General features: G+C 65.3%; 24 protein-coding genes and 3 tRNA genes. 11 read left to right on the top strand and 16 right to left on the bottom strand.

Annotated features, from left to right (window positions below):
- The first annotated feature begins 37 nt into the window (after positions 1-37).
- Positions 38-355, top strand: a complete 318-nt coding sequence (locus ACVENA_RS12015; protein ID WP_449325547.1) for a 2Fe-2S iron-sulfur cluster-binding protein — start codon at positions 38-40, stop codon at positions 353-355.
- Positions 356-438: 83 nt separating this feature from the next.
- Here the strand turns inward: ACVENA_RS12015 and rlmB are convergent, their stop codons facing one another.
- Positions 439-1,200: a 23S rRNA (guanosine(2251)-2'-O)-methyltransferase RlmB gene (gene rlmB, locus ACVENA_RS12010; RefSeq protein WP_449325546.1), complete on the bottom strand. Its 762-nt coding sequence runs from the start codon at positions 1,198-1,200 to the stop codon at positions 439-441.
- A gap of 80 nt (positions 1,201-1,280) precedes the next feature.
- Between rlmB and ACVENA_RS12005 the strand changes: the two genes are divergently transcribed.
- Positions 1,281-1,366 (top strand) — tRNA-Tyr (locus ACVENA_RS12005).
- Between the two features lie 30 nt (positions 1,367-1,396).
- Here ACVENA_RS12005 and ACVENA_RS12000 read toward each other — a convergent pair.
- The 3 genes from ACVENA_RS12000 to ACVENA_RS11990 form a co-directional block, all read right to left on the bottom strand.
- Complete coding sequence (locus ACVENA_RS12000; RefSeq protein WP_449325545.1) at positions 1,397-1,819, bottom strand: DUF4112 domain-containing protein; 423 nt, start codon at positions 1,817-1,819, stop codon at positions 1,397-1,399.
- 41 nt (positions 1,820-1,860) lie between these two features.
- Entirely contained in the window at positions 1,861-3,354 is a 1,494-nt protein-coding gene (locus ACVENA_RS11995; protein WP_449325544.1) for an ABC transporter substrate-binding protein, read from the bottom strand.
- Between the two features lie 130 nt (positions 3,355-3,484).
- Positions 3,485-4,813, bottom strand: a complete 1,329-nt coding sequence (locus ACVENA_RS11990; protein ID WP_449325543.1) for an alpha/beta hydrolase family protein — start codon at positions 4,811-4,813, stop codon at positions 3,485-3,487.
- 88 nt (positions 4,814-4,901) lie between these two features.
- Between ACVENA_RS11990 and ACVENA_RS11985 the strand changes: the two genes are divergently transcribed.
- A complete protein-coding gene (locus ACVENA_RS11985; RefSeq protein ID WP_449325542.1) occupies positions 4,902-5,732 on the top strand; it encodes a sterol desaturase family protein in 831 nt (276 codons plus the stop codon).
- A 6-nt stretch (positions 5,733-5,738) separates the two neighbouring features.
- On the opposite strand, the gene ACVENA_RS11980 is transcribed toward ACVENA_RS11985, so the two are convergent.
- Positions 5,739-5,824: transfer RNA gene (locus ACVENA_RS11980), tRNA-Leu, on the bottom strand.
- A 103-nt stretch (positions 5,825-5,927) separates the two neighbouring features.
- Here ACVENA_RS11980 and ACVENA_RS11975 point away from each other — a divergent pair.
- A complete protein-coding gene (locus tag ACVENA_RS11975) occupies positions 5,928-6,869 on the top strand; it encodes an ABC transporter ATP-binding protein (RefSeq protein ID WP_449325541.1) in 942 nt (313 codons plus the stop codon).
- Positions 6,870-6,981: 112 nt separating this feature from the next.
- Positions 6,982-7,749 (top strand): ABC transporter permease, encoded by a 768-nt coding sequence (locus tag ACVENA_RS11970; RefSeq protein WP_257543113.1) that lies wholly within the window; start codon positions 6,982-6,984, stop codon positions 7,747-7,749.
- 93 nt (positions 7,750-7,842) lie between these two features.
- Here the strand turns inward: ACVENA_RS11970 and ACVENA_RS11965 are convergent, their stop codons facing one another.
- From ACVENA_RS11965 to aroA, 4 genes are all read right to left on the bottom strand, one after another.
- Positions 7,843-8,121 carry an integration host factor subunit beta gene (locus ACVENA_RS11965; RefSeq protein ID WP_257543111.1) on the bottom strand — a complete coding sequence of 93 codons (279 nt, stop codon included), beginning with the start codon at positions 8,119-8,121 and terminating at the stop codon, positions 7,843-7,845.
- 207 nt (positions 8,122-8,328) lie between these two features.
- Positions 8,329-10,041, bottom strand: a complete 1,713-nt coding sequence (gene rpsA / locus ACVENA_RS11960) for a 30S ribosomal protein S1 (protein WP_257543109.1) — start codon at positions 10,039-10,041, stop codon at positions 8,329-8,331.
- A gap of 529 nt (positions 10,042-10,570) precedes the next feature.
- Positions 10,571-11,200, bottom strand: a complete 630-nt coding sequence (gene cmk, locus ACVENA_RS11955; RefSeq protein WP_257543107.1) for a (d)CMP kinase — start codon at positions 11,198-11,200, stop codon at positions 10,571-10,573.
- Complete coding sequence (gene aroA, locus ACVENA_RS11950; protein ID WP_257543105.1) at positions 11,197-12,537, bottom strand: 3-phosphoshikimate 1-carboxyvinyltransferase; 1,341 nt, start codon at positions 12,535-12,537, stop codon at positions 11,197-11,199. The genes cmk and aroA overlap by 4 nt, the downstream gene beginning before the upstream one ends.
- A 125-nt stretch (positions 12,538-12,662) precedes the next feature.
- Here aroA and ACVENA_RS11945 point away from each other — a divergent pair, with 125 nt between their 5' ends.
- Complete coding sequence (locus tag ACVENA_RS11945) at positions 12,663-12,986, top strand: TIGR02300 family protein (RefSeq protein ID WP_257543103.1); 324 nt, start codon at positions 12,663-12,665, stop codon at positions 12,984-12,986.
- Positions 12,987-13,112: 126 nt separating this feature from the next.
- Positions 13,113-13,188: transfer RNA gene (locus ACVENA_RS11940), tRNA-Ala, on the top strand.
- 62 nt (positions 13,189-13,250) lie between these two features.
- Here the strand turns inward: ACVENA_RS11940 and ACVENA_RS11935 are convergent.
- Complete coding sequence (locus ACVENA_RS11935) at positions 13,251-13,730, bottom strand: hypothetical protein (RefSeq protein ID WP_449325540.1); 480 nt, start codon at positions 13,728-13,730, stop codon at positions 13,251-13,253.
- 58 nt (positions 13,731-13,788) lie between these two features.
- On the opposite strand from ACVENA_RS11935, the gene ACVENA_RS11930 reads away from it, so the two are divergent.
- Genes ACVENA_RS11930 through ACVENA_RS11920 form a run of 3 tightly spaced genes read left to right on the top strand, consistent with a single transcriptional unit; the run spans position 13,789 to position 18,068 of the window.
- Complete coding sequence (locus ACVENA_RS11930; protein WP_449325539.1) at positions 13,789-15,507, top strand: thiamine pyrophosphate-binding protein; 1,719 nt, start codon at positions 13,789-13,791, stop codon at positions 15,505-15,507.
- 6 nt (positions 15,508-15,513) lie between these two features.
- Entirely contained in the window at positions 15,514-17,037 is a 1,524-nt protein-coding gene (locus ACVENA_RS11925; protein WP_449325538.1) for a class I adenylate-forming enzyme family protein, read from the top strand.
- Complete coding sequence (locus ACVENA_RS11920; RefSeq protein ID WP_449325537.1) at positions 17,034-18,068, top strand: LLM class flavin-dependent oxidoreductase; 1,035 nt, start codon at positions 17,034-17,036, stop codon at positions 18,066-18,068. The genes ACVENA_RS11925 and ACVENA_RS11920 overlap by 4 nt, the downstream gene beginning before the upstream one ends.
- A gap of 281 nt (positions 18,069-18,349) precedes the next feature.
- Here the strand turns inward: ACVENA_RS11920 and ACVENA_RS11915 are convergent, their stop codons facing one another.
- Genes ACVENA_RS11915 through ACVENA_RS11895 form a run of 5 tightly spaced genes read right to left on the bottom strand, consistent with a single transcriptional unit; the run spans position 18,350 to position 23,934 of the window.
- Positions 18,350-19,435 (bottom strand): zinc-binding dehydrogenase, encoded by a 1,086-nt coding sequence (locus ACVENA_RS11915; protein WP_449325536.1) that lies wholly within the window; start codon positions 19,433-19,435, stop codon positions 18,350-18,352.
- On the bottom strand, positions 19,432-20,700 hold the full coding sequence (locus ACVENA_RS11910) for a cytochrome P450 (RefSeq protein ID WP_449325535.1): 1,269 nt from the start codon (positions 20,698-20,700) through the stop codon (positions 19,432-19,434). The genes ACVENA_RS11915 and ACVENA_RS11910 overlap by 4 nt, the downstream gene beginning before the upstream one ends.
- Positions 20,701-20,727: 27 nt before the next feature.
- Positions 20,728-21,501, bottom strand: coding sequence for an SDR family NAD(P)-dependent oxidoreductase (locus tag ACVENA_RS11905; RefSeq protein WP_449325534.1), 774 nt, complete (start codon positions 21,499-21,501; stop codon positions 20,728-20,730).
- A gap of 4 nt (positions 21,502-21,505) precedes the next feature.
- Positions 21,506-22,273, bottom strand: a complete 768-nt coding sequence (locus ACVENA_RS11900; RefSeq protein ID WP_449325533.1) for an alpha/beta fold hydrolase — start codon at positions 22,271-22,273, stop codon at positions 21,506-21,508.
- 11 nt (positions 22,274-22,284) lie between these two features.
- Entirely contained in the window at positions 22,285-23,934 is a 1,650-nt protein-coding gene (locus tag ACVENA_RS11895) for an FAD-binding protein (protein ID WP_449325532.1), read from the bottom strand.
- A gap of 87 nt (positions 23,935-24,021) precedes the next feature.
- Here ACVENA_RS11895 and ACVENA_RS11890 point away from each other — a divergent pair, with 87 nt between their 5' ends.
- On the top strand, positions 24,022-24,585 hold the full coding sequence (locus ACVENA_RS11890) for a flavin reductase family protein (protein WP_449325531.1): 564 nt from the start codon (positions 24,022-24,024) through the stop codon (positions 24,583-24,585).
- Between the two features lie 82 nt (positions 24,586-24,667).
- Here the strand turns inward: ACVENA_RS11890 and ACVENA_RS11885 are convergent, their stop codons facing one another.
- Positions 24,668-25,846, bottom strand: a complete 1,179-nt coding sequence (locus tag ACVENA_RS11885) for an acyl-CoA dehydrogenase family protein (protein WP_449325530.1) — start codon at positions 25,844-25,846, stop codon at positions 24,668-24,670.
- Positions 25,847-25,938 lie beyond the last annotated feature (92 nt).

Genomic DNA, 25,938 nt, shown 5'->3' with positions numbered 1-25,938 from the left:
ACATAGGCCATCCGAATCAAACCATATGGGGACGAGCATGGCCAAGCTGATTGTGGTGACGCGCGACGGGACCGAACATGAGATCGAAGGCGACACCAGCCTGACCGTGATGGAGAATATCCGCGACGCGGGCTTCGACGAGCTGCTCGCATTGTGCGGCGGCTGCTGCTCGTGCGCGACCTGCCATGTCCATGTCGAGGACGGCAACAAGGATGCGATGCCGGCGATGAGCGAGGATGAGAACGACCTGCTCGATTCGACCACCGACCGCGACGAAAATTCGCGCCTGTCATGCCAGATCCCGTTCAGCGACGCGCTCGACGGGCTGCGCGTGCGGATCGCGGCGGAAGATTGAGTTTGATCGTCACCCCAGCGAAAGCTGGGGTCTCCGGCGTTCCGCACGGACGATAGCGGTCCCAGCTTTCGCTGGGACGACGATCAAGCCGTCGCGACCGCGTAGAGCGCGATCGCCGCGGCGTTCGAGATATTGAGGCTCTCCATCCGCGGGGAGATCGGCAGCTTCGCCAGCACGTCGCAATGCTCCATGACATTGTGGCGCATTCCGTCGCCCTCCGACCCCAGCACCAGCGCGACCTTGGTCCCGTCGAGCGTCGAGGCGAGGGTGGTGTCGGTGTCGCCCATCAGCCCGATGCGCCAATATTGCGCCTCGGCGATCTCCTCCAGCGCGCGCGACAGGTTGACGACGCGGACCCACGGCACGCTTTCGAGCGCGCCCGAGGCCGAGCGCGCGATGACGCCGCTTTCGGGCGGGCTGTGACGGTCCTGCGTGACGATCGCGGCGGCGTCGAAGGCGGCGGCCGAACGCAGCACCGCGCCGATATTGTGCGGGTCGGTGACCTGATCGAGGATCAGCAGCGGGCGCGTGCTGCCCGCGTCGCTTTCCTCCTGCAACAGGTCGCCGAGATAGACCTCCTCTAGTGGGTCGACTTCGATCACCAGCCCCTGATGCGGCGCGTCGCGCGCCACGAGCCGAGCGAGGTCGGCGACGTCGGCGTAGCTGATCGGAATCACCGGTGGCAGATCGAGTTGCCCCAGCGCTTCGCGGGTGCCCCAGATGCGCTTGACGCGGCGTTCGGGGTTGGCGAGCGCGGCCAGAACGGCATGGCGGCCCCAGAAGCGAATAGCCTGTCCGCGCTGGCTTTGGCCAGCGGGACGACGATGGCGAGAAAATTGACGCATGATGGGGCGCCTTTCCCATGACTGCCATTGACAGGCAAGTCTCGTTTCGCCATTGGACCGCTTCCCAAAGCGGGCCCCATGGACAGGTGGCCGAGTGGTTAAAGGCAGCAGACTGTAAATCTGCCCGGGTTTCCGTACGCTGGTTCGAATCCAGCCCTGTCCACCATATCCTTTTCGCCGATCGGCACCCGATGCCCTACTGGTCGATGATCATCGTCCCCGGATGGTGCTTGTCGAGATGCTTGCGGATGATTTTGAGGTTGCGGCTGTTCGAGCGGAACAGGAAGTCGAAGGCGTCGCCCGCGATCGGGATTGCGCCCAGCGCGGTGTCGACGCCGAGGTTGCCGATCATCCGCAAGATCTTCCATTTCGGCATACCCAGGTTGCGCGCTTCCCAGATGATATAGGCGCCCATCGTTGCGGTGATGACATCGCCGACGACGGGGACGAGGCCGACGATGGCGTCGAGCCCCACCGAGCGATTGATGCCGGGGATGACGAAGCTGCGTTCGAGCAGATATTCGAGCGTCTCGATCCGCTTGCGAAGCGCGGCGGGATCGCGGCGGTTCGACACCAGCGCGTCGAATATCGCGTCGGGATTAGGGGTGGAAGGGGCCATGCGGGTCCTTTCAGAGGGCGCCGGGGGTGCGCGCCGCTGTATTACTTAGGTAAGGCAATCAGGTGATTCAATGGGTGCGCGGCGCGGGCGTTGGCGCGCATCCCGGTCAGCCGCTGCGACGCGATCGACCAGCGCAACGGGGTCGCGAGTGGAATGAAGGGGGCATAGCGTGCGAGCACGGCCTCCGCCTCGCCGACCTGGCGCGCGCGCTGACCCGCGTCGATATTGGTCATGGTGGCGTCGATGAGCTGCTGTGCGTCGCGGTTGCAGAGCGTGTCGGGCTGGCACGACAAGCGGCGCAGCGCCCACAGCGCATCGTCGTTCGGTGCGACCTCGTCGATCAGGCGGAGATCCGACGCGGCGTTCATGCCGACGCGTTTGCTTTCGAGCCCGATCGCCGCGAAATCGGCGGCGACATAGGCGAAGAGGATGCGCCCGCCGGGCGTGTCGGGAACCGCGATGCGCAGCGGGTCGATCGTGCGGCCGGCATGGCGCCAGGCATCGACGGCGCGTTTCGCCTGGATCTGGCGCGATGCCTCGTCATAGGCGGTCCAGGCGGGCAGCAGCGGCTCCGGTCCGCCGTCGCGGCGGTAGACGGCGGGCCGGAGCGCCTCCTGCGGTTGCCATTCGGTGAGCCCGAAGGCATCGACGAGCCGCTGGCGCCGGATCGCGCGCGACAGCGCATCGCGATTGACGTCGGTCGCGAGGAAACCCTCGGCGCGCGAAAAGGCGAGGCCGAAAAGGCCGGGCGCGGGATCGACGATCAATCGCGAGCGGCCGATATTCGTCGCGGCGAAATAGGGCAGGGTCGAAAAGCGCCCACCGACGACGCCGTCGGCATAGCCGTTCCTGAAGCGCGCGACCGCGCCCTGCGGCGAGGTGCCGATCAGCTCGATCGACGCCGCGGGATCATTGGCGGCAGCTTCGGCCGCCTCCGGATCTTCTGCCAGCGGGTCGGGGGCGGGCGAGAGGAGGACCGCGCGGCCGACCCTGTGCACCCGCATCGGCCCCCAGCCCATGCCCTTGTAAACGATCGCCATCGACGGCTGCGCGAGCAGGTCGAGCATGTTCGGCTGCGGCACCGACAGGCGAATCTCGATGACGCTGTCAGTCATCGCCTTGATCGTGTCGATCTCCGGGAAGTCGGACTTGAGCAGGTGGCGGCTCGCCGGGGCGAGATAGGCGCGCAGCACCGTCGTGACGTCGTTGGCGGTCACCTTGCGCCCGTTGGTCCATTTCGCCTCGCGGATACGGAAGATATAGCTGCGCCCGTCGGCGGTGACGGTCCAGCGTTCGGCGAGGCCGGTGTCGATTTGTCCTTCGCCGTCGAAGCTGACCAGGCCCTGCGCCGAGGCGTCGAGCAACGCCGCATTGGCCGCCGACAATTCGCCGTTCAGCGGGTTGGCGGCGGTATTCAGCGGCCCGATCGCGGCGATTTTCACCGGACCGCCGCTGCCGAACAGCCCGCACCCGGCGAGCGCAAGCGTCGCGGACGCGGTGAGCAGAACGGCGGTGGCGGGGCGAAGGAAACGCATCGCGCCTATCCTAGAGCGGGATGGCAGGAATTGGAATCGTGATTGCGAGCGCAGCGAAGCAATCCAGGGCGGGTTATGCCACTCTGGATTGCTTCGCTTCGCTCGCAAGGACGAAGATCGATACCCGCGCTCAATCTCCGGCCGGGCGTGTCATCGCCGCGTCGCCATACTGATCCGCGAGCTTGCCGCCCCGCGCGAAATCGACGAGCAGGCGAAAATAGCCGGGGGTGTAGCGGGTCGACAGGCGGCTGCCGTCGGGCGCCGTCTCGAACTCGGTCATCCCGTGCTCGGCCTTGGGAAAGAGGGCGAGGGTGATCGGCTGGCCGGCGGCGATCAGTGTCTTCAGCCGCCGCGCGGTTTCGGCCGACGGGGCGTCGATGTCCATGCCGCCGAGCGCCCAGAGCTGGGGCGCCTTGACCGCGCGGAGCGTCGGCATCGGATCGTAGCGGAAGGGGGTGTGAAAGCGGAACTGCGCGCCCTTGGTCCGGATATCCTCCGCGCTCATGCCGAGGATGATGTGCGTGTAGTTGCCGTAGACGTCCTTGTACCACGGCTCGCCGCGATAGCGCGCGCGCACCGCGTCGAGTTCCGCGATCCCCTCGGTCATGCCGCTCTCGAACACGCGGGTCGCGGCGTCGCCGATCTCCTGCGCCTTAGCAATGACGTCGGGGCCATAGCCCTTGAGTCCCATCTGAAAAGCAATCGCCTCGCGATCCTCGTCGACCACCGACACCGCGAGCCCGAAGCTGACGATGACGAAGTCGATATCGGTGCGCGTCGCGGCGAGCGGGGCGACCCAGCCGCCCTGGCTCGGCCCCTGAAAGCCGAAGCGCGCGCCGCGTTTCCCCGCGAGGCGCCGCGCCTCGGCGAGCGCGGCGGCGGCATCGTCGGCGAGCAGCGAATAATCCTGCGTATAGGCGCCGCCCGACGCGCCGGTGCCGCGCTTGTCATAGACGAAGGCACCGATCCCGGCGGCAGGAAGCAGGCGCTGCAGGCTGTTGCCGTCGCGCGCCGAATCGAACTCGGCACCGTGGAGCAGGACGAAGATCGGCACCGGCCCCTTGCCGGGCGGCAGGACTAGGCGGCCGACGAGCCGCGTGCCGTGGCTGGTGAAGGTCGTTTCCTGCGTGACGAAAGGGATGCGCTTTGCGGGGGTGCCGTCGAACGCAATCCGGCCCGCGGCGCAGTCGGCGAGGTCCAACCGGTGCCCATCGGGCCGGCCGGTCCAGCCGAACTGGCTGACCCAGTTGCCGTCTGCCGCGACGAGCTTGCCGGACGCGCCGTCGAGATCGCGCCAGCGCAGCGTGCCGGGGTCGGATGCCGCAAGGTCGATCACGCCGCCGTTGGACAGGCGGTATGTCGCGGGGGCGCAGGCGCTCGCGTCGGCGGCGGGCGACGCCGCGAGGGCGGGCGTTGCGGCAGCGAGCAGCAGAACGGCGGCGGAAAGAAGGAAGCGCATCGCGGCGCATCCTAAGACGCACGCACGCGCAAGGCCACCCCTTCACCCGGCAACCGGATATTCACCACTCGCAGGGTAGAAGCCGTCCATGGGCTGGTTTGCGAACAGTATCGCCATGTGGGCGGCGTTGATCCCCTTTGCTGCCTTCTTTTGCGCGCTGGCGCTGCTCGCCAAGGGGCGGGGGCGGGCGATTGCCGACGCGCGGGGCGCGGTCGGCGAATGGCGCACGAACCTGCTGATCTTCCTGTTCGATATGCTGCTGGTCCTGCCCTATGTCGCGCTGCCGGCGGCGTGGATCATCGCATGGGTCGGCCCCTCGGCGGGTCTTGCGCATGTCTGGACGGCGATTCCGGCGGCGGTGACGGGCCTGGCGGCGGTCGTCCTTGGCGATTATGTCGGCTATTGGCGCCACCGGATCGAACATTGTCCGCTGCTGTGGCGCTTTCACGCGACCCATCATTCGGATCGCGCGATGAGCTGGTTCTCGCTGAACCGGATGCACCCGGTCAACCGGCTCACGACGACCACGATCGATTCGGCCGCCCTTGCGCTCGCGGGCTTTCCGCTCTGGGCGGTGGCGCTCAACGGGATCGTCCGCAACGCCTGGGGCTATTTCATCCACGCCGACTTGCGCTGGACGCTGGGGCCGCTGGGCGCCCTGTTGATCTCGCCTTCGGCGCACCGCTGGCATCATGTCCGCGACGAAGCGATGGCCGGCACCAATTTCGCGACGATCTTCACGTTGTGGGACCGGCTGCACGGCACGTTCCAGCCATCGCCGGAGCCGTGTCGCGAGCCGACGGGAGTCGAAGGCCATAGCGGAGGCTTTCTGTACGAGATGCTCGAGCCCTTCGGGCTCTGGCCGCGGCAAAAGGCGGCGAAGGGGCCGGCCCCCGTTCAGCAATTGATGGAAGCCTGAAAAAGCTGGTGCGGACGGCGGGACTTGAACCCGCATATCCAGAGGATGGCAGATTTTAAGTCTGCTGCGTCTACCGATTTCGCCACGTCCGCACGCGCAGCCGGTCAAGCGGATGGACCCGAAGAGGTCAAGCGCTGTTTGGTGCGTCACGTTTGGAGCTTCACCGCGGCGGGTCGCTCCGCTATTCGCGGTCGAATGACTCCAGTCCTCGAAATTTCCGGTCTCTCCAAGACATATAAGAGCGGCCATCGGGCGCTCGCCGCCGTCGATCTTTCCATCAGCAAGGGCGAGATTTTCGCGCTGCTCGGACCGAACGGCGCGGGCAAGACGACGCTGATCAGCATCGTCTGCGGCATCGTCACGCCAAGCGGCGGGACGGTGACGGTCGGCGGGCACGATCATGCCCGCGATTATCGCGCCGCGCGGTCGATGATCGGGCTGGTGCCGCAGGAACTCCACACCGATTCGTTCGAGAAGGTGATCACGACGGTCAGCTTCTCGCGCGGACTGTTCGGCAAGCCCAGCGATCCCGCCTTCATCGAGCAGTTGCTGAAAGACCTGTCGCTCTGGGACAAGCGGAACAGCAAGATCATGGAGTTATCGGGGGGCATGAAACGCCGCGTGATGATCGCGAAGGCGCTCAGCCACGAACCCGAAATCCTGTTCCTCGACGAACCGACCGCCGGGGTCGACGTCGAACTGCGCCGCGACATGTGGAACATGGTGCGTTCGCTTCGCGAGCGCGGCGTGACGATCATCCTCACCACCCATTATATCGAGGAAGCCGAGGAGATGGCCGACCGGGTGGGGGTGATCAGCAAGGGCAAGCTGATCCTGGTCGAGGAAAAGAACGCGCTGATCAAGAAGCTGGGGCGCAAGACGCTGACCCTCAATCTGGCCGAGCCGCTGGACGCCGTGCCCGCGGAACTCGGCGAGTGGACGCTCGAACTGGCGGGTGAGGGGCACGAACTCGTCTATGAATTCGACAGCCAGGCCGAGGCGACGGGCGTGCCCTCGCTGCTGCGGCGGATGAGCGACCTCGGCATCGCGTTCAAGGACCTTCATACCCGGCAAAGCTCGCTCGAGGATATTTTCGTCGGGCTCGTCCACGAAACGAAGGCGGAGCAGGCGGCATGACCGACACGTCGATAAATAGGGACAGTCCCTATTTTTCTTCCACGTCCGTGCGGCCCGCTCCTACCGCGACCCCAAAAATAGGGACTGTCCCTATTTATCTGGAGGCAGGCCGATGATCCAGAACCTCCGCGGTATCCGCTCGATCTATCTGTTCGAGATGGCGCGCTTCGGGCGTACCTTCTGGACCAGCCTGATGCTGCCCGTCATCACCACGACGCTCTATTTCGTCGTTTTCGGGTCGGCGATCGGCAGCCGGATGAGCGATGTCAGTACGGTGCCCTATGGCGCGTTCATCGTGCCGGGGCTGATGATGCTGACGATGTTCACCGAAAGCATCAGCAACGCGAGCTTCGGCATCTATATGCCGAAATGGACGGGCACGATCTATGAGATGCTGTCGTCGCCGATGTCGCCCCTGGAACTGCTGATCGCCTATGTCGGCGCGGCGGCGACCAAGTCGGTGATCATCGGGGCGATCATCTTTGCCACCGCGCATCTGTTCGTCGATGTCCAGATCGCGCATCCGGTGCTGATGGTCGCCTTCATGATCCTGATGGCCGTGACCTTCTGCCTGTTCGGCTTCATCATCGGCATCTGGGCGCAGAGCTTCGAGCAGTTGCAGGTGATCCCGCTGCTCGTCGTCTATCCGCTGACCTTTCTGGGCGGCGCTTTCTATTCGCTCGACATGCTGCCCGCGGCGTGGCGCACGGTGACGCTGTTCAACCCGGTCGTCTATCTGATCAGCGGCTTCCGCTGGACCTTCTTCGGGCAGGGCGACGTCGGCATCGGCGTCAGCATGGGCGCGGTCGCGCTGTTCCTGACTTTGTGCCTGGCGGTGATCTTCTGGATGTTCCGGACGGGCTATCGGCTCAAGAACTGAGGCCGACTTCGTCATTGCGAGCGCAGCGAAGCAATCTCCAGCCATCGGACTGGAGATTGCTTCGCTGCGCTCGCAATGACGAGGCGTGAATCCTCAGTCGTTCAGCCGCTCGCGCATTTCCTTGCCGGGCTTGAAATAGGGCACGTTCTTGGCGTTCACCGCGACCGGGGCGCCGGTGCGCGGGTTGCGGCCGGTGCGCGATTCGCGTGATCGCGTCGAGAAGGCGCCGAAACCGCGCAATTCGACCCGCCCGCCGCCGGCGAGCTGGTCCACGATGGAATCAAAAAAGGCATCGACGATGCGTTCCACCTCTTCAAGGCGCAGATCGCTGTTCTCGCTCGCGATCTTCTGCACCAGTTCCGACCGGATCATGTGCTTCCCCTAATATAGTCACGCGCGCCCCGCGGGCGCAGGTCATCCGGTCGTTGCCGGCTCCATGTGCGTGAGGACCCCTCCCAACGCGGGCGGGAGAGTATCATGAATCACTGTTCGGTCAAAATATATCACCGAAAGAAAAAGGCCCGCGGAGGGACACTCCGCGGGCCTTTTCTGTTGCCTGACGGCGAGGACGTGAAATTATCAGTCCTTCTTGCCCGCCTTCAGCGCTTCGCCGAGGATGTCGCCGAGCGACGCACCCGAGTCCGACGAACCGTACTGCGCGACGGCCTGCTTCTCTTCGGCGATCTGCAGCGCCTTGACCGAGAAGCTGGGCTTCTTGGACCGGTCGAAGCCGGTGACCATCGCGTCGAACTTCTGTCCGACCTGATAGCGTTCGGCGCGCTGTTCGTCGCGGTCGCGGCCAAGGTCGGCGCGCTTGATGAAGCCGGTGGCACCATCGTCGCCGGCCTGCACTTCGAGGCCGTTGTCGCGGACTTCGAGGACGGTGACGGTGACGATCTCGTTCTTCTTCAGCGAGCCCGAAGCGGCCGCGCCGCCGCCAACGGCCGGGGCGCCCTTTTCAAGCTGCTTGATGCCGAGGCTGATGCGTTCCTTCTCGACATCGACGTCGAGAACGACGACCTGCACCTGCTCGCCCTTGCGGTGGAGATGCAGCGCTTCCTCGCCCGAGATGCCCCACGCGATGTCCGACATGTGAACCATGCCGTCGACGTCGCCGGGCAGGCCGACGAACAGGCCGAACTCGGTGGCGTTCTTGACTTCGCCTTCGACGACCGAACCCACCGGGTGGGTTTCGGCGAACGCGCCCCAGGGGTTCGACTGGGCCTGCTTGAGGCCGAGCGAGATGCGGCGCTTGTCGCTGTCGACTTCGAGGACGATGACGTCGACTTCCTGGCTGGTCGAGACGATCTTGCCGGGGTGGACGTTCTTCTTGACCCACGACATTTCGCTGACGTGGACCAGGCCTTCGATGCCGGGTTCGAGCTCGACGAACGCACCGTAATCGGTGATGTTCGTGACGGTGCCCTTGAGCTTCGCACCCACCGGATACTTGGCGGCGACGCCTTCCCACGGATCGCTTTCGAGCTGCTTCATGCCCAGGCTGATGCGCTGCGTGTCACGGTTGATGCGGATGATCTGGACGCGGACGGTGTCACCGATGTTGATGACTTCGCTCGGGTGGTTGACGCGCTTGTAGCTCATGTCGGTGACATGGAGCAGGCCGTCGATGCCGCCGAGGTCGACGAACGCACCATAATCGGTGATGTTCTTGACCGCGCCTTCGATGATCTGGCCCTCTTCGAGGTTCTGGATCAGGCCCGAGCGCTGTTCGGCGCGCGTTTCCTCGAGGATGGCGCGGCGCGACACGACGATATTGCCGCGGCGGCGATCCATCTTGAGGATCTGGAACGGCTGCGGCAGGTCCATGAGCGGGCCGACGTCGCGCACCGGGCGAATGTCGACCTGCGAACCCGGAAGGAACGCCACGGCGCCGCCGAGGTCGACAGTGAAGCCGCCCTTGACGCGGCCGAAGATGACGCCTTCGACGCGGGCTTCCTTGTTGAATTCTTCCTCCAGGCGGTCCCAGGCGGCTTCGCGGCGAGCACGGTCGCGCGAGAGCATGGTTTCGCCATTGGCGTTTTCGACGCGGTCGACATAGACTTCGACTTCGTCACCGACCTTGAGGTCGGCCTTCTGGCCCGGCATCGCGAATTCGCGAAGCGGCACGCGGCCTTCGCTCTTCAGGCCGATGTCGATCACTGCCAGGTCGTTTTCGATCGCGGTCACGGTGCCCTTGACGACGCGGCCTTCAAAGCCGCCGTCGGCACCACCAAGCGATTCGTCGAGCATCGCGGCGAAATCGTCGCGCGTCGGGAAAGCCGTAGTGGCCATGGATGATATCCTTACTTCATTGTTCCGGCCAAGCGGTTGGGTCCGCTGGTCTTGTGGCCGATCCGTCCTGCCCGCCGGATGCGAGGCAAGACATCCTCGAGGCATATCGCGGACGAAACACGGACAAAGCAAAAAGGGCGCGACGAGGTCACCCCATCACGCCCGACGCTCCGGTAAGAGCGGCGGTTCATCCGTGCCTCGACCGGCAAAACGCCCGTCGGACGGCGGGCATATAGGCGCGGGTGGGGCTTTCGGCAAGGAAAAAGGCCGATCTGCGTGACCGTGTCATCGACGGCAGAGCAAATGGGATTCGCGCAGAGACCGCAGAGGGAGAGAGGAAAGGGATTCACGCGGAGACGCGGAGGCGCGGAGAGATGGCGCCCGCCGCGAAGCGGCTTTCTCCTGTAACCTGTCTGGAACCGCGACGGGGCGGAGCATGAAGGGGCCTATCGGCCCGAGCCATAATCTCCGCGCTTTCGCGTCTCCGCGTGAACTAAAATCCTCTGCGATCTCTGCGCGAAGCCTTCTTTCAGCTGCGCGTCCCGGCCTTGCCCTCGACAAAGGCGATCGCCGCCGCGATCGCTGCGTTGCGGTCGAGTGCTGTATTGTCGAGCAGCAGCGCGTCCCCGGCGCGGATCAGCGGCGCGTCGGCGCGGCCGGTGTCGCGGGCGTCGCGGGCGTGGATGTCGGCGAGCACCGTGTCATAGGTGATATCGACCCCGCGCCCCAGCATCTCGGCATGGCGGCGGCGCGCGCGCTCCTCGGGCGAGGCGGTGACGAACAGCTTGGCATCGGCGTGCGGCGCGATCACCGTACCGATGTCGCGTCCGTCGAGCACCGCGCCGCCCGGCTGGTTTGCGAAATCGACCTGGCGCTGGAACAGCGCCTTGCGAACCGCGGGATGCACCGACACGCGGCTCGCGAGGCCGCCCGTACTTTCATAGCGGAGCGCCGGATCGTCCAGCAGGCTGTCGGCAAAGCTGCATGCGGCGATCGCGTCGGCGCTATTATCGGGATCGCCGTGGTTGAGCTGCGTCTGATAGCCGACCGCGCGATAGAGCAATCCCGTGTCGAGCACCGGCAGTCCGAAATGCGCCGCGAGCGCGCGCGCGATCGTGCCCTTGCCCGACGCGGTGGGCCCGTCGACGGCGATGATCATGATTGCAGGCTCGCGAGCAGCGCCTCGAAATTGGGAAAGCTCGTCGCGACCGGCGCCATATCGTCGATCGTCACTGGCGCCTTGCTGACAAGCCCGGCGATGGCGAAGCTCATGCAGATGCGATGGTCGAGATGCCCTGCGATCGTCGCGCCGCCGGGCAGTGGATCACTGCCGGTGCCGTCGATGATCAGGCCGTCGGGGCCTTCCTCGACCCGCGCGCCGATCGCGGCGAGGCCTGCCGCCATGACGGCCAAGCGGTCGCTTTCCTTGACGCGCAGCTCGTCGAGCCCCGTCGTCACGGTACGGCCCTCCGCCAGCGCCGCAGCGACGAAGAGGATCGGATATTCGTCGATCATGCTCGGCGCGACCGCCGGATCGACCGCGATGCCCCGAAGGCTGCTGTGGCGGACGCGAAGGTCGGCGACCGGCTCGCCGCCGACTTCGCGGGCGTTCTGAAGCTCGATGCTGCCGCCCATCGCCAGCAGCACTTCGACGAGTCCGGCCCGCGTCGGGTTGAGGCCGACATTGGCGATGACGACGTCCGATCCGGGGACGATCAACGCTGCGACGATGAAGAAGGCGGCCGAGGAGGGGTCGCCGGGAACGACGATGGTCTGCGGCTTGAATTCTGCCTCGCCGCGGAGGCGGATATGGCGTGTGCCGTCGGCATCGGTTTCGACGCTGAGGTCGGCACCGAAGCCGCGCAGCATCCGTTCGCTATGGTCGCGGGTTGGCACCGGCTCGATCACCTCGGTGATGCCGGGCGTGTTGAGCCCCGCGAGCAGCACCGCGCTCTTCACCTGCGCCGACGCCATCGGCAGGCGGTAGGCGAGGGGGATCGCGGGGGCGAGGCCGCGCACCATCAGCGGCAGGCGGCCACCCGGCGAGGCGGTGATGTCGGCGCCCATCTGGCTCAGCGGATCGATCACGCGCCCCATCGGGCGTCCCGACAGGCTGGCGTCGCCGGTGAAGGTCACGGTGATCGGGTGGCTGGCGACGAGGCCCATCAAGAGGCGCGTCGAGGTGCCGCTGTTCCCCATGTCGACGGCTTCGCGTGGCTGGAGCAGCCCGCCGACCCCGACGCCGTCGATTACCCATTCGCCGTCGCCGGTGCGTTCGATGCTCGCCCCCATCGCCCGCATCGCCGCCGCCGTCGCGAGCACGTCATGCCCCTCGAGCAGGCCGGTGACGCGGCTCGTCCCGACCGCGAGTGCCGACAGCATCAGCGCGCGATGCGAAATGCTCTTGTCGCCGGGAATCGCGATCCTGCCCTGGAGCGGACCGGAGGCGGAAAAGGCGCGCGGACTAGGGCGCGGGTTGGGGTTGGGGTCTGTCATCGCGAGCGGCTTTTGACAGCGGGCAAACAATCTGGCAAGGCGCACGCCGATTTGACGGGTGGCCGTTTCGGCGCCGCCCTTTCTCCGAAATTTATCTCACACCTTCAAAGGTTTAAGAGGAACATATGATAAAGGCTGAATGGGGCGCGAAGCGTAGCTGCCCGAAATGCGCCACCCGATTCTATGATCTGACCAAGGATGATCCGGTCACCTGCATCAATTGCGGCTATGCGTGGATCCCGGAATCGGTGCTGAAATCGAAGCAGCCGATGCCGTTCGAGCAGGCCGAGAAGCCCGGCAAGACGCCCAAGGAAGAAGGCGTCGACGAGGATCTGGATCTGGACGTCGATGTCGACGACGATAATGATTCGCCCGATAACGACGTCGACCTCGGCGGCGACGACGATCTGGGCGTCGATACCGGCGACGACGGCAACGACGAAAGCTGACGTCGCATTTGATGACAAGGGGTCAAAAAAGCATCGCTCGATGCATTTGGCCCCTTGCATAACGGGCGCGCGCTGGTAAAGGCGGCGTCCCGGTCGCACCACCCAGGGCGACCCGCAAAATGGCACGGGGCCTTAGCTCAGCTGGGAGAGCGCTACAATGGCATTGTAGAGGTCAGCGGTTCGATCCCGCTAGGCTCCACCATTTTCCATATCGGCGCAGTCGAGTGCTCCTTATAGCATATTGGAGATTGACGGTCCGATCCGTCAGGTGCCACCATTTTCCTGAGAAGGCCTGCGAAAGCGGGCCTTTTTTATTTTGCGATTACGCTGGAGCGCCAGGTCGAGAATATCGTTGCCGGTCGACGGCAGGCCGGGCGGCCGCAACCAGGTTCGCGTCGTCCCCGATGAAGGCGATCGCCACTTCAGGTCTGTTGTCGGTGACGATCGCCGGCGGTTCGCCGGACCGGACGCGATCGACCGACCATCCGGCAATCCCACACGCTTTCTGCGCGAAATCGGCGAATGCCACGATTCTTCATCGTTCCTCGGTCCGTGGCCGGCAAGCGCCGCCTTGTCGCCGGCAAGGCGCGCCGGTTCGATCGCGACGCAAGCGATATCGGAAGCATGCGGCAGCGGGTGGTTGGAGCTGAGCGACATCGATCCGTCCGGCCGCCGCCGGATATCGAGATTCACCGGCATGACGCCGTCGCGACCCACGTCATTTAAGAGGGGTTGATTTGTCATAATCAGATAGATAATTTATAGAAATTAGATGATCGATGAATCATTCCAGGGAGTAGGTATGAATCCGAGTGACCCGCAGCGCAGCGTCGGCGACGCGCTGATCGAATGCCTGGAATCGATTGGCGCAAAGGTTTGCTTCGGCGTCCCCGGCGGCCAGACGATCCCGCTTTATGCGGCGGCCCGCCGCACCGGTTTTCGCCATGTGCTGATGCGCGACGAACGCAATGCCGCCTGCGCGGCAGATGCCTATGCCCGCGTCTCGGGGCGTATCGGAGTCTGCGACGCGACGGTCGGCCCCGGGGCAACCAATCTCGTCTCCGGCCTGGCGGAAGCCTATGCGTCGGCGATCCCGGTTCTGGCGATCGTCGCGGACGTCAAGACCGAGCGCGAGCATCTGCGCGTTCGCGGCGTGGCCTCGCAGGCGATGGAGCAGCAAATGATGCTGCAGAGCGTCACCAAGCGGGTCAGCCGGGTCCATACGTCCACGGGGTTGCGCGCAGCCTTTTCGGAGGCCGTGCGCACTGCCGTGACGGGCCGCGCCGGCCCCGTGGCGCTCGAAATACCGGAGGATATCTTCTTCGCACCGGCGGCAGCGCAGCCGCCGGTCGCAGCGGATCCTGACGGCGGGCGCTGGCCGCGATACGGCGCCGACCCCGGATCAGAAGACATTGCCAGCGCCGCGCAAATGCTCGCCGAGGCGGAGCGCCCGCTGATCCTGGCAGGCGGCGGCGCCTTGAGCAGCCGCGAGGCGGCCGAGGTCGTCGCATTGGCGGAGCGTCATTCGATTCCGGTGGTCACATCGATCAACGGAAAGGGCGTCATCGACGAACATCACCCGCTCGCGCGCGGTGTCGTGGGCGTTTTCGGTGCCGTCGAAGCGAGCGTCGCGCTTCGGCAAGCCGATGTCGTGCTGGTGCTGGGGTCCAAGTTCGCGCAATTCAACTCCTTTCTGTGGCGGTTGCCGTCGGCGGCGCAGCGCCTGATCCATGTCGACAGCGACGGCGGTGAGTTGGGGCGGGCGATTCCCGCGTCCTTGGCAATCTGTGCCGATGCGGGACGGACGGCGCGCCGCTTGCGCGAGGCACTCGACGGCCGCGCATCGCGCGCCGCATGGCGGATCGATCCTGCCGACTGCCCCGGGCAGCCCGGCACGTCCGATACCGACCCGCGGGTTGCGCCGGAACAAGTGGTCGCCGCCCTGTCCGAACGCGCCGACGAGGGAACCATCCTCGTGTCCGATGCCAGCCTGGCGTCGGGTTGGACCGCATCGCGCTATCGCGTGCGGGGGAGCGGCCGCCTCTTTCTGGCGCCGCGCGGCCTGGCGGGCATCGGCTGGGCCGGCGGCGCCGCGATCGGCGCTGCGTTTGCCCAGCGCGAACGCCCCGGCGGACGCATCGTCGCGGTATCGGGCGACGGCGCGACTTCCTATTGGATCGGCGAGGTCGAAACCGCGGTTCGCCACCAATTGCCGATCATCTTCGTCATCCTCAACAATGCCGGATTCGGCTGGATCATGCAGGGCGAAAAGATGCTCGATATCCACCCCCGGTCGACCTTCGGCCCGGTCGATTTCGCGGCCATGGGACGGGCGATGGGCGCACGCGGCTATCGGGCCGAAACAATCGACGAGGCGATCGAGGCCATCGACGAAGCCTGGACGGCGCAAGGGCCCGTCGTGATCGACATCCTGACGTCGGAAGACGCGTCGCCCAGCGTCGATTGGGGCAGCATCGATCCGTCGGCGGCATCGGCCTTCGGCGCCTATGGGATGGGATGACGGTCGATGGAGAATTTTCGACCCGTACATCTTCACTGGGCCCTTGGCCCACAGAACGGCGGCACCCTGATCCGGGACGAGCATCGCGCATTGTCGCCCGATGAGTTCGCCGCCGAGGTCGCCGGTCTGGCCTTCATGTTCGTGCAGCAAGGCATCGGCCGCGGGGATGTCGTGGCGACGATGCTGCCCAACCGTCTCGACATCGTCGTGGCGATGTTCGCGGCATGGCGGCTCGGCGCCGCCTTCATGCCGATCAACCCCGATCTGACGCGCAGCGAAGCCCTGTACCAGATCGAGGATTCCGGCAGTCGCCTGGTCCTCGTCGATGCGAAAGCCGCCAATCATATCGCGGGGACGAAGGTTGCGCTCCTGTCGGTCGACGCCTGCCTCGTGCCCTCCGGCGCCGTCCTGCCCGACCCCGGCGTCGCCGCCGATGAAACCGCCCTGCTGATCTATACCAGCGGCACCACCGGGCGACCCAAGGGTGTCATGCTGAGCCACGGCAATATCGATGCGATGATCAAGTCGATTCATGCCGCGCTGGCCATGCGCGACGAACTGTCTTTGCTGGTGCTGCCGCTATTCCACGTCAATGCCCTGCTGGTCAGCATCCTTGCGCCTCTGGCCGCGGGCGGGCGGGCGCATATCCTGAAAGGCTTCGACCGGCACAGTTTCTGGCAGAGCATATGCCGCAGCGGCGCCACCTATTTTTCGGGGGTGCCCGCCATGTATCTGCTGCTGTCGGGCGAGCAGGGAGAGGTGGCGCGCGCGCCCCGGCTCCGCTTCGCCATTTGCGGCGCGGCCCCGATGCCGGCCGGCGCGATCGCGGCGTTCGAGGGGCGATATGGGGTTCCGGTCATCGAAGGATATGGGCTCACCGAATCGACCGTCGGTGCGGCGCTGAACCCGCTTGAAGGCCCGCGCCGTCCGGGAAGCGTGGGGAAAGCCATGCCGGGGATCGAAATCGCCATCATGGGAACTGGAAACCGTCGCTGTCCGCCAGGCCGCGTGGGCGAAATATGGGTTCGAGGCCCCAATGTCATGACGGGCTATCTGCAACGGCCGGAGGAAACGGCCGAGGTGCTGACCGATGGCTGGCTGCGAACCGGGGATCTCGGCTGCCTCGATTCCGAAGGGTGGCTGACGATCGCCGGGCGCAAGAAGGACCTGATCATCCGCGGCGGAGAGAATATCTATCCTTCCGAACTCGAGCAGGTGATGGCAGCGACCGATCTTGTCGCCGAAGTCGCCGTGATCGGCAGAAGCGACGATGTGATGGGTGAGGTGCCCGTTGCCTTCGTCGCTGCCGCAAATGGCGCCGCGGCAGACGATGTCCGGCGCCGCCTCGAAGCGGATGTCGAGCGGCACCTCGCCCGGTTCAAACGTCCGGTCGCCTATCATTTTCTGGACAGCCTGCCCCGAAACGCGATCGGCAAGGTGGACAAGCTGGCGCTGAAACGGCGGCTGGAAGGGGCACAGGCCGCCGATGCGATCACCATCATACGACCCAACCGAGGGAGATCATCATGAAGTTCGGACTTTTTGGTGGGGCCGCCCGCGGCGCCGACCAGACCGGCGACAGCCAGTCCTATCGCAGCTTTATCGACTATGTCGTGAAGGCCGAGGAACTGGGGTTCGAATCCCTGTTCCTCGTCGAACATCATTTTACCGGTGCGGGACAATTGAGCGCCTCGATGACCCTGCTGTCCTATCTGGCCGGTCTGACGAGCCGAATGCGTCTCGGCACGGGCGTGACCGTGCTGCCTTGGCACAATCCGGTGCTGATGGCGGAGCAGGCCGCGACCGTCGATGTCGTATCGAACGGCCGGCTCGATTTCGGTATCGGCCGCGGGTATCGGCCGAATGAATTCCATGGCTTCATTGTCGATCCCGCGACGGCTCCGGCACGCTTCGACGAGGCCATCGATCTGATCCTGAAAAGCTGGACGACACGTGATCGCTGGTCGCATCAGGGGCAATATTGGCGCTATCGCGACATCATCGTCGAGCCGCAGCCGGTGCAGCAGCCGCATCCGCCGATCTGGGTCGCGGCGCAGAGTGAAGCCTCGATTCGCCAGGCTGCGGCGCGCGGGCAGTCGCTGCTTCTCGATCAGTTCAGCGACACGCAGGCCATCGGTCAGCGCATCGCCTGGTATCGCGACGAGCAGGTGATTCGCGGCGTAGAGGCGCGGTCGCACCAGATTGCGGTGACGCGCGGACTGTTGCTGGTCGATGATGATGCAAAGCGGAGCGCGGAAGTGGATCGCAGGCTGAAGGCGATCGCGATGCTGGCAGCGACCGCCCGTGTGCCGAACGAAGAAGGGGAAGCCCCCGTCATCGGATCGCAGATGCTGGATTCGTCGCAGGGCGCAACCGAAGCATCGACGGTGATCGGCACGCCGGAGGCCTGCATCGCCCGGCTGAAAGAGCTGGAAGCCGTCGGCGTCGATTATGTGCTGTTCAACGATCCTTGGGGCGGAGTCGAGCGGCTGCGTTTCTTCGCTCGCGAGGTGTTGGGCGAGTTTTCCGGGCAGCCGGTCGAGGAAAGCGCGGTAGCCTGAATCAAAGGCCCCGGCCTAGGGTCCGTACTCCATTACAGCGGCGTCGAGGCGCCCAAATGGCGAACAGATCGGGCCGAAAGACGCGCCGCGAGGGCCGGTGGTCCTTGCAAGCGGCTTTCGGGCCGAGATGGAAGCCATTTGCGCGTCCCGAAGGGATTTGATCAAAATGGCCCATTGCTTCGTCGAGAAGTCTCGAAATATTGACATATTCCTTCGCCTTCTCTCCTCGCACTGGGCCATTTTGCCTCAAACCTCGACGCCGCTGTAATGGAGTACGGACCCTAGCGGCCGGGGCGGATCACCGCGCGGAGGATTTCTCCCCGCGATAGCGCGTCGAGTCCCGCATTGACCTCGTCGAGCGAGAGGATGCGGCTGATGAAGCCCGCAAGATCGAGCCTTCCCGTTTCGGCAAGCCGCACGAAGGCCGGGAAATCACGGCGGATTTGCGACGAGCCGAACAGGGCGCTCGAAAGCCGCTGCTCGGAAAGGAAAAAGGGCAAAGCAGCGAGTTCGAAGCGGCCGTCGGCGGGCGGCATGCCGACGACGACGATCTCTCCCGCCCTGCGCGTGATTGCCTGGGCCTGCGCTACGGTAGCGGGAGCGCCCACCGCATCGATGGTCGCATCGACCCCCAGCCCGCCGGTGGCCGCGCGGACCGTCTCCACGAGATCGCCTTCGGCCGGATCGAGAGCGTGGGTGGCGCCCCGTCGCCGCGCGTCGTCGCGACGCGCCGGATTGGGGTCGATGGCGATGATGGTGGCCGCACCCTTCAGTCCGCCGCCCAATATCGCGGCGAGCCCCACCGTCCCGCAGCCGATGACCGCGAGCGTCCCGCCGTGCGACAATTGCGTGCGGTTGAGAACGGTCGACAGGCCAGTGGTGACACCGCATCCGATCAGGGCCAGTGATTCGGGTGGCTGCTCGGTATCGATAGCGACCAGCGACGCCTGATCGACGGTCATCTCCTCCGCGAAAGTGCCCAGCCCGAAAAGCGCCGTCGCAACCGACCCGTCCGCGCGCCGCGCGCGCGGCACCGACCGCAGGCTGGACGACAGGATGCAGATATGCGGCCGGCCGGCGGCGCAGTGGTGGCAGCGCCCACATGAGGGAGCCGACGAGCTGATCACCGTGTCGCCGACCCGAAGGTCCGAGACATGGCTGCCGACAGCCAGAACCGTTCCGCTTGCCTCGTGCCCCATGAGCACCGGGGATCCATAATGATGATCGCCGCGCCGAACCGCCGCGTCGGTCTGGCACAGCGCGGTCGCGTCGATGCGGACGTGCACGTCGGTAGGGCCCGGCGGCAGGCTCTCCACCTCTTCCAATCGCAGGTCTTCGCCCGCTGCGACGAAGATCGCGGCCTTCATCCCCACCTCGCCGGCACGCCGGTCGGCATGCGATACATGAGACCGGTGATTTGCGGTCGGGGCCGGCTATCGTCGAAACGCAGTTTCGGCAGATGGTCGAGCAGCGCGTTGACAGCGGCGGTCAACTCCATCCGGGCAACTTGCGATCCGGCGCAATAATGAACGCCGGTCGAAAAGGCCAGGGTCACGCGTGGGTTCCGATCGGGCATGAACATGTCGGGATTTTCGAAACGCTCCGGATCGCGATTGGCGGCACCGATCGCGGCCTCGACGATCGATCCCGCCGGGATCTCGACCCCGTCGATCACGCAGTCGCGCGTGGCGAGGCGAGGCGGCGCGAATAGAACCGGTCCGTTCCATCGCAGCACTTCCTCGACGATCCGGGGAATCCGTTCGCGTTCGACATAGAGGCGCTCGAGTAACTCGGGCCGTTCCAAAAGCGTCACGAGCAGGATGCCCAACGAGCGGAAGGTCGTCCCCGCCCCCGCGGGCAGAAGATTGTTGATGAGACCCAGCAGATGTCGTTCGCCGATTTTCTCGCGAACGCCGTCCAGTTCGATCTCGCGCTCCAGAAGCATGCTGATGATGTCATCGCGCGGCCTCTTTCGCCTGTCCTCGATAATCCGGCGCATATAATCCTCGACGGCGAGGCGGGCGCTGCGCGCCTCGTCGGGGGGCGCGGCCGCGATCTGCAGCATCGCAGTCCATTCGTGGAAGCATTCGAGATCTTCCTTCTTCACGCCAAGTACCATCGCGATCACATAGACGGGAAACTCGGCGCAATATTCGAAATAGAGGTCGGCCGATCCTCTGGCTTTGAATCCTGCGATCAATTGATCGAGGCGCGGCCTGACGAAGCCGCTCCATATCTCGAGACCGTGCCGCGTGAAGGCGGGCTGGACGAGCGCCCGGAATTTGCGATGTTCGGGATCGTCCGACCCCATCAACGATATTTCGCCAAAGACATATTCGGTCATCTTGCGGATGCCCGCGTTGGAGAAGCCGATATTGTCCTGCAATATCTGTTCGGTGACGTCATAGCCGACCGAAATGAAGCGCTGGGCTTCCGGCCAGACCTCCGCCATCGGGTCGGGCACGCCGAAGAGTTCGAACGTCGATCCGCGGTGGATCGGTCCCCGGCCGCGCAACTCGGCGAGCTTCGGATAGGGGTCGGACACCAGTCCGGCACCGGTGCGCTTCGTCGTGCGCCTTTCCCAATCTTCCCGGCCAACGCCGGCCGTCGTGTCAACGCTTGTTTCGGTCATCGGATCTTTCATTCGTGCTAGCGAGAGTCAAAAGGCAAGGCCGCCGCCGCCATCGACGACGAGGGTCTGACCGTTGATGAACGAGGCGGCCGGGCTGAGGAGGAAGAGGATCGCGCGCGCCGCATCCGCTGCTTCCCCCAGCCGTCCCAATGGCGTGCGGGCGAGGACGTCGCGGCCGTAGGCGCCATCGGCAATGTCGTGAAGCCGCGGGGTTCGGGTGATGCCCGGCGCCACGGCGTTGGCCCGATAGCGGCCGGCCGCGGACACGGCATGCCAGCGCGTCAAGCCGGCAATGGCCGCCTTGCCCGCCGGGTACCAGCCATTGTCGGCGGAGCCGCCGCGCCCGGTCACGAGCGAGGGCGGCGGCCCACCGGCCACGGCGCCCGCCACCGAGGCGACATTGACCAGACTGGCGTGGACGGAGTCCGCAGGCAGGCTCGCCATCCATGCGGCTGTAACGCGCTGGACGCTGCCCGCGGTCTGCGCCAGCCCCTCTTCGATGCTCAGGGGTAGGGAGGACGGCGGTCCCGCGTTGTTCACCAGATGTGCGATCGGGCCATGGCGGGCTGCGATCTTGCCGATATATTCTCCAACGTCGTCGGGCTGGCCGGTGTCGAGAACATAGGGGTGGAAGATCGGGCCGAGGCCCAGGGAATGAAGGCGATCGGCGTCGATATCGATGCCGATCACCGTCACATCCGCGGCGCACAGCATCTGCGCCGTCGCGGCGCCGATTCCGCTGGCGGCGCCCGTAACGATCGCCGCGCTGCCGACCGGGAAGGAGAGGAAATCGAGCGACATCAGCTTACTGCTCACCCGCGCCGGCGATCGCCGCCGCGAAAGACTCCGGCTGGTCGATCGAAACGAAATGTCCGGCCCCCGGGACCACTCCGCAACTGGCATGGAGGACGCACTGCCGCGCGGCCTCGATGCAGTCGGCTGCCGGACCTTTTTCTCCGAACAGGAAATGCGTCGGGACGGTCAGCGCGCTCAGGGTTGCCGCCGCATCATGATCGCGAATGGCTTCCATGGCGGCGATCATCGATTCCGCGCCGGCTTGCTCGCGATCGGCGTTCCACCGTCCGAGAAGAGCGTCGTCGAGCGGTGAACAAAGCCGGGCCTGGACCGCATCGCCATCCTGTCGGGGAACGCCGAACATCCGGTTCACCAACGGCCATCCTGCGTCCCACCAAGCTCGATCGCGCACCTGCATTTCGACCAGGAGCAGCGCCGCGACCTGGTTCGGTCTTTGAACGGCGAGCGCGGCGGCAACGAAAGCCCCGATCGAGGTGCCGACCAGAACGGCCGGTTCCTGCGTTCGCCCGGCCAGCATGTCGCCGAGCAGCGCCGCCCGCTCGTCGATCGAAAGGTCGAAGCGCGCGGCGTTCGACGCCCCATGGCCCGGCATATCCCAGCCGAGCAGCCTATATTGGTCGGCCAGCAGCGGGACGATGCGATCGAATTCATGGATCGAATGGCCGTTGCCATGCAGCAGAACCAACGGACGGGTGCCCGCGCCGCCGCTGTAAAGGGCGACCGGGCCGGCCGCCGTTTCCTCGATGGTCATGGTCATGTCCCGAAGCATCACGCGGCCTCCTGCGCCGCATGTCGCGCGGCCTGCATCCCGAACAGCATTCCCGGCGCGATCGAGGCTCCGGCTCCCGGGTAGCAGGGGCCGAAAATCCCGCTTGCAGTGTTGCCTGCCGCATAAAGGCCGGCGATCGGCCGGAGGTTCGAATCCAGCACGCGCCCATGGGCATCGGTGCGGACTCCGCCCGCCGTCCCGACGTCGCCGGGATAGAGGCGCACGGCATAGAAAGGCGGTTGCTCGACCGGCCCCAGATTGGGGTTGGGTTTGACCCGCCAATCCCCATAATAGCGGCTGATCGCCTTCGTTCCCCGGCCGTATCGATCGTCGCGGCCTGCTCTGGCACCGCGGTTGAAATGATCGAGAGTGGCGCGAAGCCGATCGGGCTCGACGTCCATTTGCCCGGCAAGTTCCTCGATCGACCCGGCGCGGATCAGAAATCCGCTTTCGATCCATCCGGCCGGTGTGATCATCGGCGGGGCCATGCCGAAAGCATATCGGTTGCGGTGCCGGCTCTCGAGGATCAGCCAGCTATGATCGGTATCGAGCTTGGCGTGGCGGGCGATCATCTGTTGGCCGACCTCCATATAGGGGCCGGCCTCATCCATGTAGCGTTCGCCCTGGGTGTCCACGACGAGCGAATGGGGAAAGCAGCGATCCCACACATGAACCATGGGCCCCGTCGGGGTTTTCGTGCCGGGAACCCACCACGCCTCCTCCATCATCGACAGGGTTGCGCCGGCATCCCGAGCGGCACGAATCCCGTCGCCGGTGTCCCCGCCGGGAGCCATGGTGGCGTCGATTCCGACGGGTGCCTGATGGCGCGCCCGCAACAGCGCATCCCGGGCGAATCCCCCCGTGGCAAGCAATATTCCCTTGCGCGCGACCACCCGGATCCGTGTTCCGTCGCGGTCCAGTACGGCCCCGACCGCACGCTCGTTCTCGACAAGCAGTTCGACGAGACGCGCCCCGCACCAGAGGTCCACGCCGCTTCGTCGCACCGCCCGCAGCATCCGGCCGATGAGCGCTTTTCCGCGCGTGGCGAGCCGTGCGCCGGTCGCCTTGGCCCGGACTGACCGCGCGGCGACCCGGAGGGCGATACACGCGGCTTCGAACGAGCGCACGCCGAGCGCCATCTTCGACACCTCGATCGAATGCGCCGCGGAGAACAGGGCGCCGGGGGCCAGCAAGGCTTCGTCCGCGCCGAGGTCGCGCAAGTCGAACGTGTCGCAATATAATGTGCGCCCGATGTCGAGGCCGCCGGGCAGTTCGGCATAATAGTCGGACCAGCCGCGGGCATGACGAAGCGCCAGTCCCTGTTCGTCGAGGAAAGCGGCGAATGCCGGCGCCTCCCGAACGAATGCCGTCACGCGATCGCGATCGATGGCATCCTGATCGGGGCCGATCAGCGCATCGAGATAGCGCAGGCCATCCTCGCGCGAATCCGCGATGCCATTTTGCGCGAGAACATGGCTTCCGGGGAGCCATATGGTCCCGCCCGACAGCGCCGTTGCGCCCCCCACCCATGCTTCCTTTTCGGCGAGCAGCACATCCAGCCCGGCAAGGCGCGCAGCGAGCGCGCCGGTCATTCCGGCCGCGCCGCCGCCGAGCACCAGGAAGTCGCAGAAATGTTCGCTCTTGCGCAAAGTCTTTCCTCTTCTCTATTAATATCTAAATTATAGCACTGATTTTGAAAAGCGGAATTTTGACCTTTCCAACACGCATCCGAAAAAATGCGGCGGCGTCGCGAGGCTTGCGTGGATGTCCCATCAAGGAGAAAATTTTTGGCGACTGACAATCTGGCGGAACAGGGCGCGATCGAGGCCCGTGCGGTGGCCGAAGCTTTGAAGCTGGGACTACGCCGTTTGGCGAAGGCCGTCGTGATCGTGACAGCGCATCGCGGCGACAGGCGCGCCGCGATGACGGCAACCGCCGTTTCGGAACTGTCGATGGATCCGCCGTCCCTGCTGATCTGCGCCAATCGGTCGGCATCGATGTTTTCGCTGCTCGAGGAAGGAGGCGACTTCTGCGTCAACATATTGGATGTTTCGCAGCGCGATATCGCCGAACGTTGCGCCGGGGGCGCTTCGGGCGAGGCCCGTTTTTCCGATGCCGGGTGGCAAAGGGCCGCCAATGGCGGCTGGATACTCGAAGGCGCTCAGGCAAGCTTCGCCTGCCGGTATGAGCAGGCCCTCTTTTATGGAACGCACGGCGTCTTCGTCGGGCGGGTGATCGATGTTCGCATTGCCGGGGATGTCAGCCCGTTGATCTATGTCGATGGAGCGTTCCGGTGCTGACGCGACGCGCGCTAGGCCCCGGCGGCAAGAGAGGAGGCAAGGGGATATCGGCCGCGAGCCGCACAGGCGCGGCGACGGCCGATCAGGACCCAGGCAAGTTCAGCAGGCGCTTGGCAATGATGCCCAATTGGATCTCGCTTGTTCCTCCTTCGATCGAATTGCCCTTCGTTCGCAACCATTCGCGCGCCGGCAGACCGAAGGCGGTTGCGTCGCTTTCCCATTCCAGCGACTGCGATCCGCCGAGCGCCATGCGGAGTTCGTGGCGCCGCTTGTGGAGTTCGGTCGCGGCATATTTCATCACCGAGGATCCCGCGGGCAGGGCGCGGCCATCTCGCAATTCGTCGATGAATCGTTCGCTCATCGCCCGAAAGGCCAGAGCGTCGACGTCGAATTCCGCCACTGCGGCGCGCAACAGCGGATCGCCGGCCAGTCGTTCGGCGAATTCCTGTCCCAGCGCCTCGTCCGAACCGAGCAAGCCCAGCCCCGAAATCATCTCGCGTTCGTGCGACAGAAGATATTTCGCAACGTCCCACCCCCTGTCGACCTCGCCGACGATCTGATCCTTGGGCACGCGCACATCGTCGAAAAAAGTCTCGCAGAAAGGCGAGTAGCCGGAGATCAGGCGGATGGGCCGCGTCGTCACGCCAGGGCTGGCCATGTCAAACAGGAGGAAACTGATCCCCTGATGTTTCGGGGCGGCCGTGTTGGTGCGCACGAGGCAGAATATCCAGTCGGACTTGTCCGCGTGGCTGGTCCATATCTTCTGCCCGTTGACCCGCCAGTGATCGCCCCTGTCCTCCGCCCGCGTCCGCAGCGCCGCGAGGTCCGATCCGGCATCCGGTTCGGAATATCCCTGGCACCAGCGGATCTCTCCGCGCGCGATCTCGGGCAGGAACCGCCTCTTCTGAGCCTCCGTTCCATATTTGAGCAGCGCGGGCCCCAGCATGGAGATTCCGAAACTGAACAGCGGATTGCGCGCTTCGATGCGGTCCATCTCCTGCCGCAATATGCCGCATTGGTCGGGCGACAGGCCGCCGCCGCCATATTCGACGGGCCAATCGGGCGCGGTCCAGCCGCGGTCCGCCATCGCCTCCATCCAGTTCTTCTGGGCGGCGCTGCTGAAATCCGGGTCGCGGCCGCCCCAGCAATGATCTTCCTCGCCATGGCCGGGGCCGCGCATTTCCGGCGGACAATGGGTTTCCAGCCACGCCCGCGTTTCCCGACGAAAGTGATGCGACTGGCTTTTCAACTGGTTTTTCATTTTATCTAAATTATATTACTAATTATGAGAATCAACCAGTTTTGATGACTTGGCGCGCGCGCAAGGCTAGGGGAGGAAGGCGGCAGGTGGAA

This window comes from Sphingopyxis sp. 550A (assembly GCF_053569535.1).
The sequence above is the reverse complement of the archived record's forward strand: the minus strand, read 5'-3'. Positions and strand labels throughout refer to the sequence as shown.